Source organism: Enterobacter sp. GD03975, from assembly GCF_029838645.1.
Lineage (GTDB): Bacteria > Pseudomonadota > Gammaproteobacteria > Enterobacterales > Enterobacteriaceae > Enterobacter > Enterobacter quasihormaechei.
Genome location: NZ_JAOBZC010000017.1, coordinates 19,336 through 36,777, shown reverse-complemented (window position 1 = coordinate 36,777; position 17,442 = coordinate 19,336). Strand labels below are relative to the sequence as shown.

General features: G+C 56.3%; 16 protein-coding genes. 4 read left to right on the top strand and 12 right to left on the bottom strand.

The features are described from left to right. Nucleotides 1-49: 49 nt before the first annotated feature. Both lexA and N5C09_RS19840 read right to left on the bottom strand, forming a co-directional pair. The gene (gene lexA / locus N5C09_RS19845) at nucleotides 50-658 is read right to left on the bottom strand and encodes a transcriptional repressor LexA (RefSeq protein WP_279749729.1); all 609 of its coding nucleotides are present in this window, start codon (nucleotides 656-658) and stop codon (nucleotides 50-52) included. Between the two features lie 108 nt (nucleotides 659-766). Next, nucleotides 767-1,135, bottom strand: coding sequence for a diacylglycerol kinase (locus tag N5C09_RS19840; RefSeq protein WP_063449864.1), 369 nt, complete (start codon nucleotides 1,133-1,135; stop codon nucleotides 767-769). A gap of 154 nt (nucleotides 1,136-1,289) precedes the next feature. Here N5C09_RS19840 and plsB point away from each other — a divergent pair, with 154 nt between their 5' ends. Continuing rightward, nucleotides 1,290-3,710, top strand: a complete 2,421-nt coding sequence (gene plsB, locus N5C09_RS19835; protein WP_063865506.1) for a glycerol-3-phosphate 1-O-acyltransferase PlsB — start codon at nucleotides 1,290-1,292, stop codon at nucleotides 3,708-3,710. 90 nt (nucleotides 3,711-3,800) lie between these two features. On the opposite strand, the gene ubiA is transcribed toward plsB, so the two are convergent. The 5 genes from ubiA to malK form a co-directional block, all read right to left on the bottom strand. After that, on the bottom strand, nucleotides 3,801-4,670 hold the full coding sequence (gene ubiA / locus N5C09_RS19830) for a 4-hydroxybenzoate octaprenyltransferase (RefSeq protein WP_064910185.1): 870 nt from the start codon (nucleotides 4,668-4,670) through the stop codon (nucleotides 3,801-3,803). A 12-nt stretch (nucleotides 4,671-4,682) separates the two neighbouring features. Further along, complete coding sequence (gene ubiC, locus N5C09_RS19825; RefSeq protein WP_279749728.1) at nucleotides 4,683-5,180, bottom strand: chorismate lyase; 498 nt, start codon at nucleotides 5,178-5,180, stop codon at nucleotides 4,683-4,685. 172 nt (nucleotides 5,181-5,352) lie between these two features. After that, nucleotides 5,353-6,291 (bottom strand): maltose operon protein MalM, encoded by a 939-nt coding sequence (gene malM, locus N5C09_RS19820; RefSeq protein WP_063449868.1) that lies wholly within the window; start codon nucleotides 6,289-6,291, stop codon nucleotides 5,353-5,355. 114 nt (nucleotides 6,292-6,405) lie between these two features. Continuing rightward, complete coding sequence (locus N5C09_RS19815) at nucleotides 6,406-7,716, bottom strand: maltoporin (RefSeq protein ID WP_026080558.1); 1,311 nt, start codon at nucleotides 7,714-7,716, stop codon at nucleotides 6,406-6,408. A gap of 42 nt (nucleotides 7,717-7,758) precedes the next feature. Then, nucleotides 7,759-8,868: a maltose/maltodextrin ABC transporter ATP-binding protein MalK gene (malK, locus tag N5C09_RS19810; RefSeq protein WP_063449869.1), complete on the bottom strand. Its 1,110-nt coding sequence runs from the start codon at nucleotides 8,866-8,868 to the stop codon at nucleotides 7,759-7,761. Nucleotides 8,869-9,239: 371 nt separating this feature from the next. On the opposite strand from malK, the gene malE reads away from it, so the two are divergent. The 3 genes from malE (at nucleotide 9,240) to malG (ending at nucleotide 12,996) form a co-directional block, all read left to right on the top strand. Then, nucleotides 9,240-10,430, top strand: a complete 1,191-nt coding sequence (malE, locus tag N5C09_RS19805; protein WP_063865508.1) for a maltose/maltodextrin ABC transporter substrate-binding protein MalE — start codon at nucleotides 9,240-9,242, stop codon at nucleotides 10,428-10,430. A 116-nt stretch (nucleotides 10,431-10,546) separates the two neighbouring features. After that, nucleotides 10,547-12,091 carry a maltose ABC transporter permease MalF gene (malF, locus tag N5C09_RS19800; RefSeq protein ID WP_193037757.1) on the top strand — a complete coding sequence of 515 codons (1,545 nt, stop codon included), beginning with the start codon at nucleotides 10,547-10,549 and terminating at the stop codon, nucleotides 12,089-12,091. Between the two features lie 14 nt (nucleotides 12,092-12,105). Further along, nucleotides 12,106-12,996 (top strand): maltose ABC transporter permease MalG, encoded by an 891-nt coding sequence (malG, locus tag N5C09_RS19795; protein WP_279749727.1) that lies wholly within the window; start codon nucleotides 12,106-12,108, stop codon nucleotides 12,994-12,996. A 96-nt stretch (nucleotides 12,997-13,092) separates the two neighbouring features. On the opposite strand, the gene psiE is transcribed toward malG, so the two are convergent. The 5 genes from psiE to yjbE all read right to left on the bottom strand — a co-directional run bounded on the left by psiE (nucleotide 13,093) and on the right by yjbE (nucleotide 17,422). Next, complete coding sequence (gene psiE, locus N5C09_RS19790) at nucleotides 13,093-13,503, bottom strand: phosphate-starvation-inducible protein PsiE (RefSeq protein ID WP_063449873.1); 411 nt, start codon at nucleotides 13,501-13,503, stop codon at nucleotides 13,093-13,095. 144 nt (nucleotides 13,504-13,647) lie between these two features. Next, nucleotides 13,648-15,744 (bottom strand): YjbH domain-containing protein, encoded by a 2,097-nt coding sequence (locus tag N5C09_RS19785; RefSeq protein ID WP_063449874.1) that lies wholly within the window; start codon nucleotides 15,742-15,744, stop codon nucleotides 13,648-13,650. Continuing rightward, nucleotides 15,744-16,481, bottom strand: a complete 738-nt coding sequence (locus N5C09_RS19780) for a capsule biosynthesis GfcC D2 domain-containing protein (protein ID WP_204644088.1) — start codon at nucleotides 16,479-16,481, stop codon at nucleotides 15,744-15,746. The genes N5C09_RS19785 and N5C09_RS19780 overlap by 1 nt, the downstream gene beginning before the upstream one ends. Continuing rightward, nucleotides 16,478-17,116: a YjbF family lipoprotein gene (locus N5C09_RS19775; RefSeq protein ID WP_063449876.1), complete on the bottom strand. Its 639-nt coding sequence runs from the start codon at nucleotides 17,114-17,116 to the stop codon at nucleotides 16,478-16,480. The genes N5C09_RS19780 and N5C09_RS19775 overlap by 4 nt, the downstream gene beginning before the upstream one ends. Nucleotides 17,117-17,179: 63 nt before the next feature. After that, a complete protein-coding gene (gene yjbE / locus N5C09_RS19770) occupies nucleotides 17,180-17,422 on the bottom strand; it encodes an exopolysaccharide production protein YjbE (RefSeq protein WP_003860341.1) in 243 nt (80 codons plus the stop codon). Nucleotides 17,423-17,442 lie beyond the last annotated feature (20 nt).

Here is a 17,442-nt window from a genome sequence, read left to right as displayed (position 1 = left end):
TCAGAAAATAGGCCAGGCTGTAGAGGAGCTACAGCCTGTCAGGAAGAGATTACAGCCATTCACCGTTGCGGATAACGCCTACCGCCAGGCCTTCAATGGAGAAGCTCTGCTCGCGGAGATCCACCATAATTGGGGAGAATTCGTTGTTTTCTGGCAGAAGCTGAACGGTATTACCTTGTTTTTTCAGGCGCTTAACCGTCACTTCGTCATCAATGCGCGCTACCACGACTTGCCCGTTACGCACGTCCTGCGTTTTGTGTACCGCAAGCAGATCGCCATCCAGAATACCGATATCTTTCATGGACATTCCGCTAACGCGCAGCAGGAAATCGGCGCTCGGCTTGAACATGCCTGGGTCAACCTGATAGTGCCCTTCAATATGCTGCTGTGCCAGCAGGGGTTCACCTGCGGCGACGCGGCCCACCAGCGGAATACCGGTCTCTTCTTCCACCAACAGACGAATACCGCGTGAGGCACCGGAAACAATCTCAATCACGCCCTTACGCGCCAGCGCTTTAAGGTGCTCTTCGGCAGCATTAGGAGAACGGAAGCCCAGACGCTGTGCAATTTCTGCACGCGTGGGTGGCATACCCGTCTGGCCGATATGATCCCGAATGAGATCAAACACCTCTTGCTGCCTGGTCGTTAACGCTTTCATACCGCCCCCTGGGTGTATATACAGTTATGCTGTGAGTATATACAGTCAAAGGCGATTTTGGAACCAAAAACTGCACAAAAAACCAGGGACTTAATTATTCCTCGAGGCTCATCGGAAATGTGACCAAAGCAGCGTGACCCAGGTGATCGCCGCGGTGATAATCGACAGCAGCACGGCAGCGGAACCCATGTCTTTCGCCCGGCCAGACAGTTCATGGAATTCCGACCCTATCCGGTCAACAACGGCCTCAATAGCGCTATTAAGAATTTCCACTATCATCACCAGAAGGACAGAACCGATGAGAAGCACGCGGGTGATAGCATCAACATCAAGGAAGCAGGCGATGATAACTGCAACGATCGCGGCAACCGCTTCCTGGCGGAAGGCAGCTTCATTAACCCATGCGGCGCGAAAGCCTTTCCATGAATAACCGGCAGCTTTAATGATTCGGGTTAACCCAGTGGTATTATTGGCCATCTAAAGAACCTTTTATGAGAAATAGCGTCAGTAACTAAAGCTTCAGCGCGTTTTGCTGCAACCTGAAGTATGACGGGTAACAACAGAAATTTTGCGCGCTTTCTGTTATCCTTGCGCCGCAATTGCATTATTAACCAGAGGCTTTACATCGTTTATGTCCGGCTGGCCACGAATTTACTACAAATTACTTAATTTACCATTAAGCGTACTGGTAAAAAGTAAGTCTATCCCAGCAGAACCCGCGCTGGAATTAGGGCTCGATACGTCACGCCCTATTATGTACGTTTTGCCTTATAACTCGAAGGCAGACCTGCTCACGCTTCGCGCTCAATGTCTGGCGCACGATTTACCTGACCCGCTTGAACCCCTGGAAGTCGACGGTACGCTGCTGCCGCGCTACGTGTTCATCCACGGCGGGCCGCGCGTGTTCACCTATTACACGCCGAAAGAAGAGTCCATTAAGCTGTTCCATGATTACCTCGATCTGCACCGCAGCAACCCCGATCTGGACGTTCAGATGGTGCCGGTGTCGGTGATGTTTGGTCGTCGTCCGGGGCGCGAAAAAGGGGAAGAGAACCCGCCGCTGCGTATGCTTAACGGCATTCAGAAGTTCTTCGCCGTCTCCTGGCTGGGACGCGACAGCTTTGTCCGCTTCTCGCCTTCCGTTTCACTGCGCCGCATGGCGGATGAACACGGCACCGATAAGATCATTGCGCAAAAGCTGGCGCGCGTTGCGCGTATGCACTTTGCACGTCAGCGTCTGGCGGCCGTTGGGCCACGTCTCCCGGCGCGTCAGGATCTGTTCAACAAGCTGCTCGCTTCCAAAGCGATTGCCCGTGCCGTAGAAGACGAAGCGCGCAGCAAGAAAATTTCACACGAGAAAGCGCAGCAGAACGCGATCGCGCTGATGGAAGAGATCGCCGCGAACTTCTCCTACGAGATGATTCGTCTCTCAGACCGTATCCTCGGCTTCACGTGGAACCGCCTCTACCAGGGGATTAACGTCCACAACGCCGAGCGCGTGCGTCAGCTCGCGCACGACGGCCACGAGATTGTCTACGTGCCCTGCCACCGCAGCCACATGGACTACCTGCTGCTCTCTTACGTGCTCTATCACCAGGGGCTGGTGCCGCCACACATTGCCGCCGGTATCAACCTGAACTTCTGGCCAGCAGGCCCGATTTTCCGCCGTCTGGGGGCGTTCTTCATTCGTCGTACCTTCAAGGGCAACAAGCTCTACTCCACCGTGTTCCGTGAATACCTTGGCGAGCTGTTCAGCCGCGGCTATTCCGTTGAGTACTTTGTGGAGGGCGGGCGCTCCCGTACGGGCCGCCTGCTCGATCCGAAGACCGGCACGCTGTCGATGACCATTCAGGCGATGCTGCGCGGCGGTACGCGTCCTATCACGCTGGTGCCTATCTACATCGGCTATGAACACGTGATGGAAGTAGGTACCTATGCGAAAGAGCTGCGCGGTGCGACCAAAGAGAAAGAGAGTCTGCCGCAGATGCTGCGTGGGCTGAGCAAATTGCGCAACCTCGGTCAGGGCTACGTGAACTTTGGCGAGCCCCTGCCGCTGATGACATATCTGAACCATCATGTTCCGGAGTGGCGCGAATCTATCGATCCTATCGAAGCGGTGCGTCCGGCCTGGCTGACGCCGACGGTCAACGGCATCGCATCCGAACTGATGGTACGCATCAACAATGCCGGTGCGGCGAATGCCATGAACCTGTGCTGTACCGCGCTTCTGGCTTCTCGCCAGCGTTCACTGACCCGCGAGCAGCTGACCGAGCAGATTGATTGCTACCTCGACATCATGCGTAACGTGCCGTACTCCGTGGATTCGACCGTGCCGTCTGCTACCGCCAGCGAGCTTATCGATCACGCGTTGCAGATGAACAAGTTCGAAGTGGAGAAAGATACCATCGGTGACATCATCATTCTGCCGCGCGAGCAGGCCGTGCTGATGACCTACTACCGTAACAACATCACGCATATGCTGATGTTGCCGTCGCTGATGGCCGCCATCATTACCCAGCACCGCCGCATTTCGCGTCAGGAGTTGCTGCGCCATATTCAGACCATCTATCCGATGCTGAAAGCGGAGCTGTTCCTGCGCTGGAGTGAAGATGAGCTGGCGGCAGAGCTCGATAAAATGACCGCAGAAATGCATCGTCAGGGGCTGATTACCATTAGTGATGATGAACTGCATATCAATCCGTCACGTTCTCGTACCTTGCAGCTACTGGCATCCGGCGCGCGTGAGACGTTGCAGCGCTACGCCATCACCTTCTGGTTGTTGAGTGCAAATCCGTCAATCAACCGCGGTACGCTGGAAAAAGAGAGCCGGACGCTGGCTCAGCGCCTCTCCGTTCTGCACGGCATTAACGCCCCGGAATTCTTCGACAAAGCGGTATTCAGCTCCCTGGTGCTGACGCTGCGCGACGAAGGGTATATTAGCGATACGGGCGATGCCGAGCCGGAAGAGACGATAAAGGTTTACCAGATGCTGGCAGAGCTGATTACCTCGGATGTGCGTCTGACGATTGAGAGTTCGACGCAGGGCGAATGATGTTAAAGCCGGGTGGCGGCTTCGCCTTACCCGGCCTACATGTTCTGCTAAATCGTAGGCCGGGTAAGGCGAAGCCGCCACCCGGCTTTTTTATGACCAGTAACTCATCGCCAGCCCCATAAACAGCACCAGCCCGACGTAGTTGTTATTCAGAAACGCTTTAAAGCAGGCTTCACGCTCGCGCTTCACGATCAGCTTCTGCTGATATGCAAACAGCAGCCCCGCCACCAGCACGGACCAGTAAAACTCCCAGTTCAGCCCGTTCAGGCGACCAATCGCCACCATCAGCGCCAGCACCGCCACCTGCAATATGCCGATGATCAATTTGTCGTGACGGCCAAACAGGATCGCCGTCGATTTAACGCCGATCTTGAGATCGTCATCGCGATCGACCATCGCGTACTGGGTGTCGTACGCAACGGCCCACAGAATATTTGCCAGGAACATCAGCCAGCAGCTGAGCGGAACAGACTCGCTGACCGCAGCAAATGCCATGGGGATCGACCAGCCAAATGCCGCACCCAATACCACCTGCGGCAGATGGGTGTATCGCTTCATAAACGGGTAGACCCAGGCCAACGCCAGAGCCGCAACGGACAGCAGAATAGTCATGGTGTTAAGCGTTAACACCAGCATGAAAGAGAGAAGCACCAGCACGACAAACAGGATGCGCGCCTCTTTCCCGGTCACCTGACCGCTCGGCAGAGGACGATTCGCGGTGCGCTTAACATGCCCATCAAATTTTCGGTCAGCATAGTCGTTTACCACGCAGCCCGCAGCGCGCATCAGCCAGACGCCCGCGACAAACACCGCCAGGATCCACAGCGGCGGTATGCCCGGCGTGGCAACCCACAGCGCCCATAAGGTCGGCCACAGCAGCAGCAGCGCGCCAATCGGTTTATCGGTACGCATTAAGCGGTGATAGGCCAGCAGCTTATTCTGCGTCAGACTCCACTCCATTTTCTCTCCCTCTTAGTACAACGGCGATGCAGGCAAAAAGAGTTCCGTCAGTATTAACGGCTTGCCACTCAAACGAAGGCGGGAACGGCGCCCCCATAAATCGGCATCGCAACCAATTTCAATAAAATCACGGGTCAGTTCAGACGAGGTGAACAGATATCGCCCAAGCGGCGTTTTGCCGAGGCGTTGCAGTGCCAGCTCCGGCCCGGAAAGTGTAGACTCGGGAACCACCGTTCGCCCGGCAAGCCACGGCTCGCCATCCGCACACAGTAAAATTTCACGCAGCCAGTAGCGTTCTTCTTGCGGCAGGAGCGGCAACTCGCTGCCAATCTCCTCAGGCGAGACAAATCCTTCCTGGATCATCGTCACCGTGACCGTTTTACCCTGTTGCTCAAAACGTTTTGTCATGGAATCTTCCAGCAGCAGCCAGTCAAGCTGCTCCGGGTCAAGCGCGGGTATTTGGTCGAAATAGCGTAGCGCACGCAGCTGCGTTAGCGCGGGGTGTGACATGCCAGACTCTCCGATACATAACGTAAAGGCATTGTATCGCAGATTGGCGAAATGAGGACGAGCAAACCAAATTTAGCGATCACTATCGCAACAATGATGCAACTAAGCCAAAAAAAGTGCGCCCGTTAAGGCGCACTAAACTACTGACAAAATCAGCACTGTGGGGAGACGGTTACCCCTTGCCTTTTACACTGCTGATAAAGGTGGAACGGGCAGTGGTTGAACCTAAACGCTCGGCTTCATCAAGCAGCTTCAGCGCTTTATCGACATCGCCGTTTTTGACCGCCTGCTTGATGGCGTTGTTAAAATACGTTTCAGTATCGTTAAGCACCGGCTCGGCTTTTTTCGTCGGAGCCGGGGCTGCGGCAGGCGCTGCGGCTGGTGCGGCATAAACAGGCGCGGCAGTATTGCCCACCGTTACCGGGCCCGGGCCAGATGAGCCAAACAGCGGCCCTACGAGTACGCTGGAGGCGCTGTTGGTAGAGACTTTCAGCTTAATCAGGCCATCGGTGGTATGACGGGCATGTGGGTCCGGAATATCCGGGACGGCGTTACCGGTGCCTTTCGCATAGGCTTTTGCCGGATCGACCAGCTTCGTGGTTTGCTGCAAATCTTTTTCGGTTGTGAACACCAGAACGTAGATCTTTTGCTGGCCCAGGGCCGGCGTCAGGCGCATAACACCTTCCAGCCGGTCAGCGCTCATTACGCCCGGCTCCTGATAGCTAAAGTAGGTGCTCGGGAAGAAGGCCGATGGTGTCATGTTCTGATCGAGGATCAGCACGTTAGGCGCAAAAACGCTGGTCTGTTTATTCACTTCGCTGGTCAACGTCAGGGTCAGCTCGCCGATGTTAGCGGGCACGCTGAACGCTGCAACCGGGCCGCTGATGCCGGGAACGTTCAGCGACTGGCCGCCCGCAGCAAGCTGAGTGGTTTGCGTTTTTGATTGATCGACTGGTGTCCACACCAGCTGCTGAAGCGCCGCCGCCGGAATCGCTGGCGCAGCGCTGGTATTTTGAGGAACAAAATTCACATCTGCAAAGGTGACCGCAGGCGCACAGGCCAGCAGCCCCGCAGAGAGGCACAGCGCGACGAGACTTTTCTTCATTTTCATTGTTATTACCTCTGATAGCGTGAGCGCTGCGGTGGCCAGGCAATAGCGCGCAGCACCCTAAGGAGAGAGGGGCTTACGCCCCTCTTTTCAGGTTATTACGTCAGGCTTGACGAATTACCACCAGATTTCCATCTGGGCGCCGAAGGTCCACTCATCGTTGTCGCCACGGCTGAAGGTTTTCGCGGACGTGTCGCTATACGCTACGCCAGAGGTGTAACCTGCACCTGAGTCGTTGTTCGCGTAGCCCCATTTCTCATCCCACTTCGCGTAGGTTGCGAAGACGCGGATAGCCGGACGGGACCAAATGCTGTCGCCTGCCTGCCACTGCTGTGCCAGGGTGATTTTGTACTGGCTGTTTTTGTCGTCAGTTTTCTGAGACTTAACGTTGTCGTAGCCCACTTCCAGCAGGGTGCTCATGATCGGCGTCCATTTGAACATTGGACGAACGCCCACGGTCCACCACTCGGTACCGTTGTTGTTATCACGATCGATGTTCTGGTACATACCGACATACATCAGGTCCCAACGGTCTGCCAGGGTGATTGCACCGTGGTCCAGCACGCGCCACATAGAGCCGTCGTTATCGATGCTGCCGCCCTGCGGAATACCTTTACCGTTAGAGGTCATGGAGTCCGTACCGTATTGCAGCACGAACTTGTTGAAGCCTTTCATCATGCTCTGGGTGTGTTCAGCGGTGAACAGCCAGCCATCTTTAGAGGCACCAGGTTGCAGATAGTAGTCGTCAGGAATGTTGGTATGACCGTAGTCAACGCCCAGCTCCAGCGTACCGCCCGGGTTGGTCTCCAGACCGGCCAGACGAACGTCGAAGACGTCGTTTGGTACCACGTTGTCATAAATACGGTCACCGTTCGCGTCACGATCGGCGAAGGTTGCAGAACCGCCGGACTCAGAAGAACGGGTGGCGGCCAGAGAGAGCTTACCAAAGCCCAGATCGATGTTTTCAATACCGGCACCAGGACCAGAGATATCCCAGTAGTAGAAGTCGATCATGTGTACGTCATGACGCTGATAGAAGCGCTTACCGGCCCAGATGGTTGAACCTGGGAGCCATTCAATCAGGTTTTTACCCTGCACGTTAGCTTCACGGAAGGCCGGGCTGGTGGATTCCCAGTCGTTCTGCTGAGAAACAGAGTACGCTACGTTGGTGTCGAAATAGAAGCTCTTGTCGCCTTCTTTCCACACTTCCTGGCCCAGCTTCAGCTCGGCGTAGGTTTCACATTCGTTACCGAGACGGTATTTACTTTGTGCACCTGTTGCCTGGAAACATTGTTGTTCACCGCCACTTCCGGTCCAGCCGATGCCGGAACGAGCATAACCTTTGAAGTCTACGGCGCCCGCCTGGGCAGACAGGATGCCTGCCGCAATGGCGACAGCCAGAGGGACTTTGCGCAGAGTAATCATTATTCTATCTCCTGAGATCATTGCTTTTCTTTGTAATTGGAATGCTTAAACGCCTGGCTCTTTGTGCAGCCGACGACATGCTGTGCCATCCTCACGGAACAGATGGCAACGCTCTGGCGGCAAACCGATAGCGAATGTGGCACCCTCTTCTACCAACACCACGTCATTCTGGCGGTAGACCAGGTTCTGACGGATGGCGGGGATCTGGATATGAATCTGTGTTTCGTGACCAAGCTGTTCGACGACCTGAACTTCACCTTCCAGCGTCACATCCGCAATGTGGCTTGGCAGTAGATGCTCAGGACGGATACCGAGGGACATATTGGCCCCCACCTGTACGTTGGCGCTGTCGACTGGCAGCCAGACCTGCTGGCGGTTTGGCAGCTCCACCTGTACCTGTTCAATCGCCGTCGCGGTCACTTTGACGGGCAGGAAGTTCATCTTTGGCGAGCCAATGAAGCCCGCTACAAAGCGGTCTGCCGGGTAGTGATACAGCTCCAGCGGTTTGCCCACCTGCGCCACGCGACCGGCGTCCAGCACCACGATTTTGTCGGCGAGGGTCATCGCTTCGACCTGATCGTGGGTGACATAAATCATCGTGCGGCCAAGGCGCTTGTGCAGACGGGAGATTTCGATACGCATCTGGACGCGCAGGGCGGCATCCAGGTTAGAGAGAGGTTCATCGAGCAGGAAGACGCGCGGCTCGGCCACCAGCGTACGGCCAATCGCCACGCGCTGACGCTGACCGCCGGAAAGCGCTTTCGGCTTACGCTCCAGCAGGTGCGCCAGCTGCAACACTTCCGCCACCTGCGTGACGCGCTGGTTAATAATCTCTTTTTTCGCGCCGGCCAGCTTCAGGCCAAAGGACATGTTCTCGGCAACGGAAAGATGCGGATAAAGCGCATAAGACTGGAACACCATGCCTACGCCACGTTCGGCAGGCGGGATGTCGTTCATTCGGGTATCACCAATAAACAGATCGCCACTGGTGATGGTTTCAAGACCGGCAATCATACGCAGCAGAGTCGATTTACCACAGCCTGATGGACCCACGAACACCACAAACTCACCTTCGTGGATGTCCAGATTGATGTCTTTTGACACCACTACGTCGCCCCAGGCTTTCGTTACATTACGCAGCTGTACGCTCGCCATGCCCTTCTCCCTTCGTTACAACCTGTCACCGACAGAAACATTCAAGATAAGTTCACTATGCGTGTTCCATTACTTTCGTGAATCCTCCACCCCCCGGCTTTTTTGTGGGGGAGGAGGCGGGAGGATGAGAGAGCAGGCTCTGCGACCGCAGCGGAGGGGCTGAGGCGAAAATCGTGAAGCGGCCTGCAAAATTCAGTGGGTTTTTATGTGCGCCAGCACTCATAACTTAAATTTATGTTACAGGGATCACACAAACGGGGGGTGGGGCGTAGGGACTGGGAGGATGGAAAGAGGATGTCAAATAAGGAGACTGAGTCACGTTGAACCACCTTATGTATCCACGAGCACATCACCAATAAAGGATGGCAGATATGAAGATCAAGACTGGCGCACGCGTTTTCGCATTGTCCGCCCTCGCAGCAATGATGATTTCCGCACCGGCTCTCGCCAAAATTGAAGAGGGTAAGCTGGTTATCTGGATTAACGGCGACAAGGGCTATAACGGCCTGGCCGAAGTGGGCAAAAAATTCGAGAAAGACACCGGTATCAAAGTGACCGTAGAGCACCCGGACAAGCTGGAAGAGAAGTTCCCGCAGGTTGCGGCCACGGGCGACGGTCCGGACATTATCTTCTGGGCGCATGACCGTTTCGGGGGCTACGCGCAGTCTGGCCTGCTGGCTGAAGTCACGCCAGATAAAGCCTTCCAGGACAAACTGTTCCCGTTCACCTGGGACGCCGTACGCTATAACGGCAAGCTGATCGCTTACCCAATCGCCGTTGAAGCTCTGTCACTGATTTACAACAAAGACCTGGTGCCAAACCCACCGAAAACCTGGGAAGAGATCCCTGCCCTGGATAAAGAGCTGAAGGCGAAAGGTAAATCCGCCCTGATGTTCAACCTGCAAGAGCCGTACTTCACCTGGCCGCTGATTGCTGCCGACGGCGGCTACGCGTTCAAGTTTGAAAACGGCAAATATGACGTGAAGGACGTAGGCGTAGACAACGCGGGCGCGAAAGCGGGCCTGACCTTCCTGGTTGACCTTATCAAGAACAAACACATGAACGCGGATACCGACTACTCCATCGCGGAAGCGGCGTTCAACAAAGGCGAAACCGCGATGACCATCAACGGTCCGTGGGCCTGGACCAACATCGACAAGAGCAAAATCAACTACGGCGTGACCCTGCTGCCAACCTTTAACGGTAAGCCGTCTAAACCGTTCGTTGGCGTGCTGAGCGCGGGTATCAACGCCGCCAGCCCGAACAAAGAGCTGGCGAAAGAGTTCCTGGAAAACTACCTGCTGACCGATGAAGGTCTGGGTGATGTGAACAAGGACAAACCGCTGGGCGCCGTGGCGCTGAAATCCTTCCAGGATCAGTTAGCGAAAGATCCGCGCATTGCGGCCACCATGGATAACGCCCAGAAAGGCGAAATCATGCCGAACATCCCACAGATGGCCGCGTTCTGGTACGCCACCCGTACCGCCGTCATCAATGCTGCCAGCGGTCGCCAGACTGTTGATGCCGCGCTGAAAGATGCTCAGGGTCGTATTACCAAGTAAGAAGAACGGCGGGTGGCGCGTACGCTGCCCGCCCTACAACTACGGCACGATCCGTAGGTCAGGTAAGCGCAGCGCCACCTGACGAAAAGTTTCCACCGTTGTAGAGGAAGAACCCCATGGATGTCATTAAAAAGAAACGCTGGTGGCAAAGCGACGCGCTGAAGTGGTCAGCGATAGGTCTGCTGTGTCTGCTGGTGGGTTACCTTGTTGTTTTAATGTACGTGCAAGGGGAATACCTTTTTGCCATCATGACGCTGATTTTAAGCTCGGTTGGCCTGTATATTTTCGCCAACCGTAAAGCGTACGCGTGGCGCTATGTTTACCCTGGCGTGGCCGGGATGGGGCTGTTTGTCCTCTTTCCGCTGATCTGCACCATCGCCATTGCCTTTACCAACTACAGCAGCACCAACCAGCTCGCGCAAGAGCGCGCCACCCAGGTGCTTCTGGACCGTTCTTATCAGGCCGGTAAGACCTTTAACTTCGGTCTGTATCCTGAGGGAGATGAGTGGAAGTTAGCGCTCACTGACGGTGAGAGCGGCAAAAACTATCTTTCCGACGCGTTCAAATTTGGCGGCGAGCAAGAGCTGGTCTTAAAAGAGGCCGAAGCCCTGCCGGAAGGCGAACGCGCGAACCTGCGTATCATTACCCAGAATCGCCAGGCGCTGACGCAGCTCACCGCCGTGCTGCCCGATGACAGCAAAGTAACCATGAGCTCGCTGCGCCAGTTCTCCGGTACGCAGCCGCTTTACACCCTGGCGGATGACGGCACGCTGACCAACAACCAGAGCGGCGTGAAGTATCGTCCGAACAACGATATCGGTTTTTATCAGTCTGTGAATGCCGACGGCAGCTGGGGAGACGACAAGCTCAGCCCAGGCTATACCGTCACCATCGGCTGGGATAACTTTACCCGCGTGTTTACCGACGAAGGCATCCAGAAGCCGTTCTTCGCCATCTTCGTCTGGACGGTAGTCTTCTCCATCCTGACCGTGATCCTGACCGTTGCCGTGGGCATGGTGCTGGCCTGCCTCGTGCAGTGGGAATCCCTGAAAGGGAAAGCGATTTACCGCGTGCTGCTGATTCTGCCGTACGCCGTACCATCGTTTATCTCGATTCTGATTTTCAAAGGGCTGTTTAACCAGAGCTTCGGTGAAATCAACATGATGCTGAGCGCGCTGTTCGGCATCAAACCGGCCTGGTTCAGCGACCCGACCACCGCCCGTTCGATGATTATCATCGTCAACACCTGGCTGGGTTATCCGTACATGATGATCCTGTGCATGGGGCTGCTGAAGGCGATTCCGGACGACCTGTACGAAGCCTCGGCAATGGACGGCGCGGGCCCGTTCCAGAACTTCTTTAAAATTACGCTGCCGCTGCTCATTAAGCCGCTGACGCCGCTGATGATCGCCAGCTTCGCCTTTAACTTTAACAACTTCGTGCTGATTCAGCTGTTGACCAACGGTGGCCCGGACCGTCTCGGCACCACCACGCCGGCGGGCTATACCGACCTGCTCGTGAGCTACACCTACCGTATCGCCTTTGAAGGCGGCGGCGGCCAGGATTTCGGTCTGGCAGCGGCCATTGCCACCCTGATCTTCCTGCTGGTTGGCGCCCTGGCGATTGTGAACCTGAAAGCCACACGTATGAAATTTGACTAAGGAGGGCATCGATCATGGCTATGGTACAACCCAAATCTCAGAAGCTGCGCCTCCTCGCGACGCACTTAGGCCTGCTGATGTTCATCGCGGCCATCATGTTCCCGCTGCTGATGGTTATCGCCATCTCCCTGCGCTCGGGTAACTTTGCGACCGGGAGCCTGATCCCGGATGAAATCTCCTGGGAGCACTGGAGGCTCGCGCTGGGCTTCAGCGTTGAGCACGCCGATGGCCGCGTCACGCCGCCACCGTTCCCGGTGCTGCTGTGGCTGTGGAACTCGGTGAAAGTGGCGACCATCACCGCCATCGGCATCGTCACGCTCTCCACCACCTGTGCTTACGCCTTCGCCCGCATGCGTTTCCCGGGCAAAGCGACGCTGCTGAAAGGGATGCTGATTTTCCAGATGTTCCCGGCGGTGCTGTCGCTGGTGGCGCTGTACGCCCTGTTTGACCGTCTGGGTCAGTATGTGCCGTTTATCGGTCTGAACACCCATGGCGGCGTGATCTTCGCCTATCTTGGCGGTATCGCCCTGCATGTGTGGACCATTAAAGGCTATTTCGAAACCATCGACGGTTCGCTGGAAGAAGCCGCCGCGCTGGATGGCGCCACCCCGTGGCAGGCGTTCCGTCTGGTGCTGCTGCCGCTGTCGGTGCCGATTCTGGCGGTGGTGTTTATCCTGTCGTTTATCGCGGCGATCACCGAAGTACCGGTCGCCTCACTGTTGCTGCGCGATGTGAACAGCTACACCCTGGCCGTTGGCATGCAGCAATACCTCAACCCGCAAAACTACCTGTGGGGCGACTTTGCCGCAGCGGCGGTACTCTCTGCCATCCCGATTACCGTAGTGTTCCTGCTGGCCCAGCGCTGGCTGGTCAACGGCCTGACGGCGGGCGGTGTGAAAGGTTAAGTTTCATCTGTTATGCCACTGCAACCCTCAACTTTAGACGTATTGTATTGAACCAACTTGTGACTGTTGTTAGGCGCTCTTCGGAGCGCCCTTTTTTTATTCGCGTTTCAGCCGCTTCGAGTTGCACAGCCAGAGGGTGATCACCAGCAGCAGGATCGCCGCCGAGTAGATCAGCACGTCGAGCGGGGATTTATGATCGACGATGATCAGCCGCACAATGGCGGTGATGCCAATGTAGATGAAATAGCGCAGCGGGAAGTGAAAGCCGGACTGGAAGTACTTCACAATCAGGGCAATAAACTCGAAGTAGAGAAAGTAGACCACCAGCCCTTCCACCAGCGCATATTTGCTGGTTTGCTCAGGGGCAAATAGCACATCAGCCAGGTGCACCGTCTCTTTACCGAGAAAGACGACCAGGATCAGGCCAAGGCTCAGCAGACCGAGGTTCAGCACGGTCTGGAGTATCGTTGAGATGAACTCAACGCGCGGGCGAGTCAGGGATGTCATACAGCACCTCATTCTCCAGGGCGAGGTTCCTGTATAACGCAAAAATGTGACAGGGATCTATATTTTTTGTTTATGTTTGGCGCATTCGCCCGGTGGCGCTGCGCTTACCGGGCCTACAAAAACCGTAGGCCGGGCAAACAAGCATCAGCGGAAGTTAATGTTCTTATCGCTGGTCATGTCATACAGCTGGAACTTACGTCCAAGCTGCTGACCACCGTCACGCGTCAGCGGCGTCCAGCCCACTGCCGCACGGCTGCGGGTCGGACCGGATGAGAACAGATCCAGCGGAATCGACACGTACACCCCTTTGGTGAAGTCCCCTTCTCCGTATTCGTCCGGCGAAACGTTGGTGATGGTGGCGTAGCCGCCCACCACGACGCCGCTGTCGAAGTGTTTGGAGATATCCAGCGTGCCGCCCTTATCGCCCGCCAGATACTGCCCGACACTGGCTTTCACCAGCACGTCCTGCGCGAACGACGGTGTCCAGTAGGCGGTCAGGTGGCCGGTTTTGACGCTGTAGTCGGTGAACTTCATCATATCCTGCGCGCTGCGCCAGTCACGCTGTTTCACGTAGTTGGCGTCAATCCCGAAGGCCCAGTTGCTGTCGACAGGACGATACAACACTTCCGCCCCCGCGCCGCCAAACATGGTTTCCAGATAGCCACCGTAAACCTGGCCGTAGAAACCGTTGCCGAAGTACTGGAAGTAGTTGGCCTGGAGGTTATTCACGTAGATATCGTTCTGCACGTATTCACGCACGCGGGTACGCACGCGCGGCAGTTTTGAATCGTTCGGCGGGTTGGTGTAGTTAAATTTGTCGTAGTTGTTGGCAAGGTTGCCGAACAGGCTACCGGTGGTCAACAGGTGGTCGGTCACCCACAGATCGGCCGTCGCCATCGCGCCCAGCTGATACATGTAGAAGTTTTCCGGCCCGCCGACGGACTGGTTCAGCACCGGATCGATATGGAAATCGAAGCGGGGCTTATCGATATACCAGCCCTGCTCGGTACTCTCTGGCACCACCGGCTCAACGCGTTTTTGCACCAGCTCGGTTTCATGTCCCAGCGGCTCACCTTCAAGATGACGCTTAAGGCTGGCAACGTCGGTTTCGGTTGTGACCTGCGGCATGTTGAGACGGTTCTCCGTCACGCGGATCGTGCGGATCCCCTCCGGCAGATCGTTCATAACGATCCGGTTGGCGCGCTCGATCCCTTCGCGGGAATCACGGTATTTCACCTGCTCGCCGGTGACGTACAGCGTATCGCCTTTGGTCTGGATCTTCGGATCCGCCAGCCCCGCGTTATATTTCAGCAGCGTCAGCTGATTCGCCACCACGGAGTGCTGAATGATCGCATCCTGCGGCTCCGGCTGGTATTTAGGCCGCGGGTTGTCATTGTAGCGCGGACGCATGTCGTTAAAGTTGGTGCGCAGCGTGAAGCCAAACATCAGGGTATTGCCGCGCTCGTAGCTGAGGTTAACGTCGGCCCAGTCGGTCACGCGGTAAATGGCGCCGACGTTAAACTTGCTCTTCTGCTCAATCTTGCCGGCAAAATCTTCGCTGTAGTTGTTGCCTTCATACTCCAGCTTCAGGCGCAGCGGCTGCCAGGGCGTTTGATACTCTACGCCGCCAAACAGCGAGGCCGGGCCGTGGAACATCTGGTCGCCGTTGATGGAGCCCGCTTTTTTGTAGCTGTTATCGCGGTAGCAGTATTTGTCGCTGTAGGAGCAGAACGGATTGGTTACGTTGCCGCTGGTCCCAAGATAGCCCCAGCCGAGACCCAGCGAGAAATCAAACGGCCCCCAGGCTTTACTGGCAACGATGTATTCCGCATCAAACAGGCCGGTACCGCCAATATCTTTTGCCCCGACGGAGACCTGCGGCATCCAGTAGCTCTCTTCCCACAGGCGCAGCTTCACGTCGAAGGCTTTGTCTTTATAGGTCTGATCGCCGGAGAAGGCGTCGACGCTGCTGTACTGTTTCGTTCGCACGTCGGTGTAGCGCAGCGTGGTCTCCAGCCAGGGGAACAGCTGCACGGACGCAGAATAGTAGCGGTACTGATCGTTATCGCGATAGTTAAGGCTGATTTCCCCCTCGCGCGCCATCCGCGCGGTGGGCGTTTGCAGCAAACCGACGCCGCCAAAATCGGACTGCGACGGGCCAATCGGTGCCGGATACGTTTCTGCATGACAGGCGGCACTCACGCACAGTGCAAGCATGCTGTAGAGATAGGTTTTTTTCATTATTCCGGTATCCGCTGTATCAGGGAGCGAAGGATATCGGCATTAAGCCCGTCATACGCTTTCGTCCAGAAATGGTCGGCAAAACCGACAAAAATGATGCTGCCCGGCATGGGTTCGATATGGCGTTTATTCCAGTAAGCCACCGGCGCTTTCTGCGTATGCCCGTCCGGATAGACCACCCAGGCATAGCTGTTATCGGCACCGCTGAGCAGGCTTTGTTCGTCAAGATAGCTCGCGACGTCCCGGCCCGGCGTAAACGGCTTAATGCCAGGGCTGCTGATGAGCCCCATCACGGTGACGGTAGAAGGCTGAGCCGGAAGCCACAGGGTATAGTCCCCCTCCAGCGACGGATTGCCGTTTTCCGCGACGCGCACCTCATCCGGATCGAGGTTCACCTTCTGCCGGCCCGTCACCTTCAGAGCCTGAAGCTGCTGGCGCAGGCTGTTGATGGCCGCGGCATCGTCGGCGTCTTCCTGCTGTGCCAGCCCGGATAATCTGGCGAGCAGCGCCTGATGTCTTTGTTCCGCGACAATCGTCGCCTGACGCTCGCTGATAACGCCCCCGGTCCACCAGCTTTTCGCCAGTCTCGGCTGCCCCACCAGATCGAGCAGATGCCCGGCATTGGTTAAGGTTTTGGGTTTTTCACTGTCCGGGGTGTAGACCTGTACCGTTCCCGCAGACCACGCCAGCGGTGAGGCAAGGCTGGCGAGAAGCGCAACGTGGATGAGCGTTTTCATGATTTCGCCGCCTTGATCAGGGTGGTCTTCACCGGGAAGAAACCGGCACCGAGATACTGCAAGGACTGGCGGATTTGCCCCTCTTCGTCCACCCAGAAGCGGTTATGCCAGGTGGCCTGGTCGGTTGTCACCTCTTCATCCAGCACGCGAACCTGCGTTTCGTCGCTGCCCACCTTTACGCTGTCCGTACCGTCCCAGCGGAAAGTGGAGCGGGCCGTGGCATAACGCACCTGTTTGTGTTCGGTCCAGCCCATCGTGCGCGTCCAGCTTGCGCCATCGACAATCTGATTCGGCTTAATGAGCGGATCTTCAGCCAGGTTATTCACCTCGATCAGGTTGTCGCCGCCGAGCAACGTTTTCACGATTCGGGCATGCTGCGTGACGATGGTGGCCTGATCCTGCGTCACCCATTTCTGCTGCCCGTTTTCATCGAAAGCGAGCACCACAAACAGTTGCGGGCCATCGTTTAGCTGCATGTACTGGCTGGCATACGGCATGTTCTGAAGTTCGTCATCGGTCAGATGCACGCCCGGCGTGCCGAACATGCTGTCCCACAGTGAGTTGCCCAGCCCTTTAGTGGTAGCTGAGCACGCCTGCAACAGCAGGCAAATCAGGATGATTGCAGGTCGCTTCACGACTCTTCTCCGAAGGGGCGAAATAACCACACCGAAGTGTGGTTATGATTAAAACACCCGGTATTACTGGGTGCTGGTCGTCGTAGTGGTCGTGGTTCCGGTATTGGAGCCATCACCGCCACCGGTTGCCGCCAGCGCGACACCCACGGCTGAACTTACGGCGCTGGTGCTGGCTGCGGTAGAACTCCCCGCAGACGCAGACGTCGCTGCCGACCCTGCTGCTTCCCCGACCTGGACCGGAGCTGCATAGACAGATGTCGCCGCAAGTGCAGATATGGCAAAAATGCCATACAGTACTTTCTTCATAACAATTTCCCTTCAATGAA

Bases quoted from the DNA above. Each gene is read 5' to 3' on its own strand.
- malF (WP_193037757.1), top strand. From the start codon at position 10,547: ATGGATGTCATTAAAAAGAAACGCTGGTGGCAAAGCGACGCGCTGAAG.
- malK (WP_063449869.1), bottom strand. From the start codon at position 8,868: ATGGCGAGCGTACAGCTGCGTAATGTAACGAAAGCCTGGGGCGACGTA.
- malM (WP_063449868.1), bottom strand. From the start codon at position 6,291: ATGAAAATGAAGAAAAGTCTCGTCGCGCTGTGCCTCTCTGCGGGGCTG.
- N5C09_RS19785 (WP_063449874.1), bottom strand. From the start codon at position 15,744: ATGAAAAAAACCTATCTCTACAGCATGCTTGCACTGTGCGTGAGTGCC.
- N5C09_RS19780 (WP_204644088.1), bottom strand. From the start codon at position 16,481: ATGAAAACGCTCATCCACGTTGCGCTTCTCGCCAGCCTTGCCTCACCG.
- N5C09_RS19840 (WP_063449864.1), bottom strand. From the start codon at position 1,135: ATGGCCAATAATACCACTGGGTTAACCCGAATCATTAAAGCTGCCGGT.
- malE (WP_063865508.1), top strand. From the start codon at position 9,240: ATGAAGATCAAGACTGGCGCACGCGTTTTCGCATTGTCCGCCCTCGCA.
- ubiA (WP_064910185.1), bottom strand. From the start codon at position 4,670: ATGGAGTGGAGTCTGACGCAGAATAAGCTGCTGGCCTATCACCGCTTA.
- lexA (WP_279749729.1), bottom strand. From the start codon at position 658: ATGAAAGCGTTAACGACCAGGCAGCAAGAGGTGTTTGATCTCATTCGG.
- psiE (WP_063449873.1), bottom strand. From the start codon at position 13,503: ATGACATCCCTGACTCGCCCGCGCGTTGAGTTCATCTCAACGATACTC.
- yjbE (WP_003860341.1), bottom strand. From the start codon at position 17,422: ATGAAGAAAGTACTGTATGGCATTTTTGCCATATCTGCACTTGCGGCG.
- malG (WP_279749727.1), top strand. From the start codon at position 12,106: ATGGCTATGGTACAACCCAAATCTCAGAAGCTGCGCCTCCTCGCGACG.
- ubiC (WP_279749728.1), bottom strand. From the start codon at position 5,180: ATGTCACACCCCGCGCTAACGCAGCTGCGTGCGCTACGCTATTTCGAC.
- plsB (WP_063865506.1), top strand. From the start codon at position 1,290: ATGTCCGGCTGGCCACGAATTTACTACAAATTACTTAATTTACCATTA.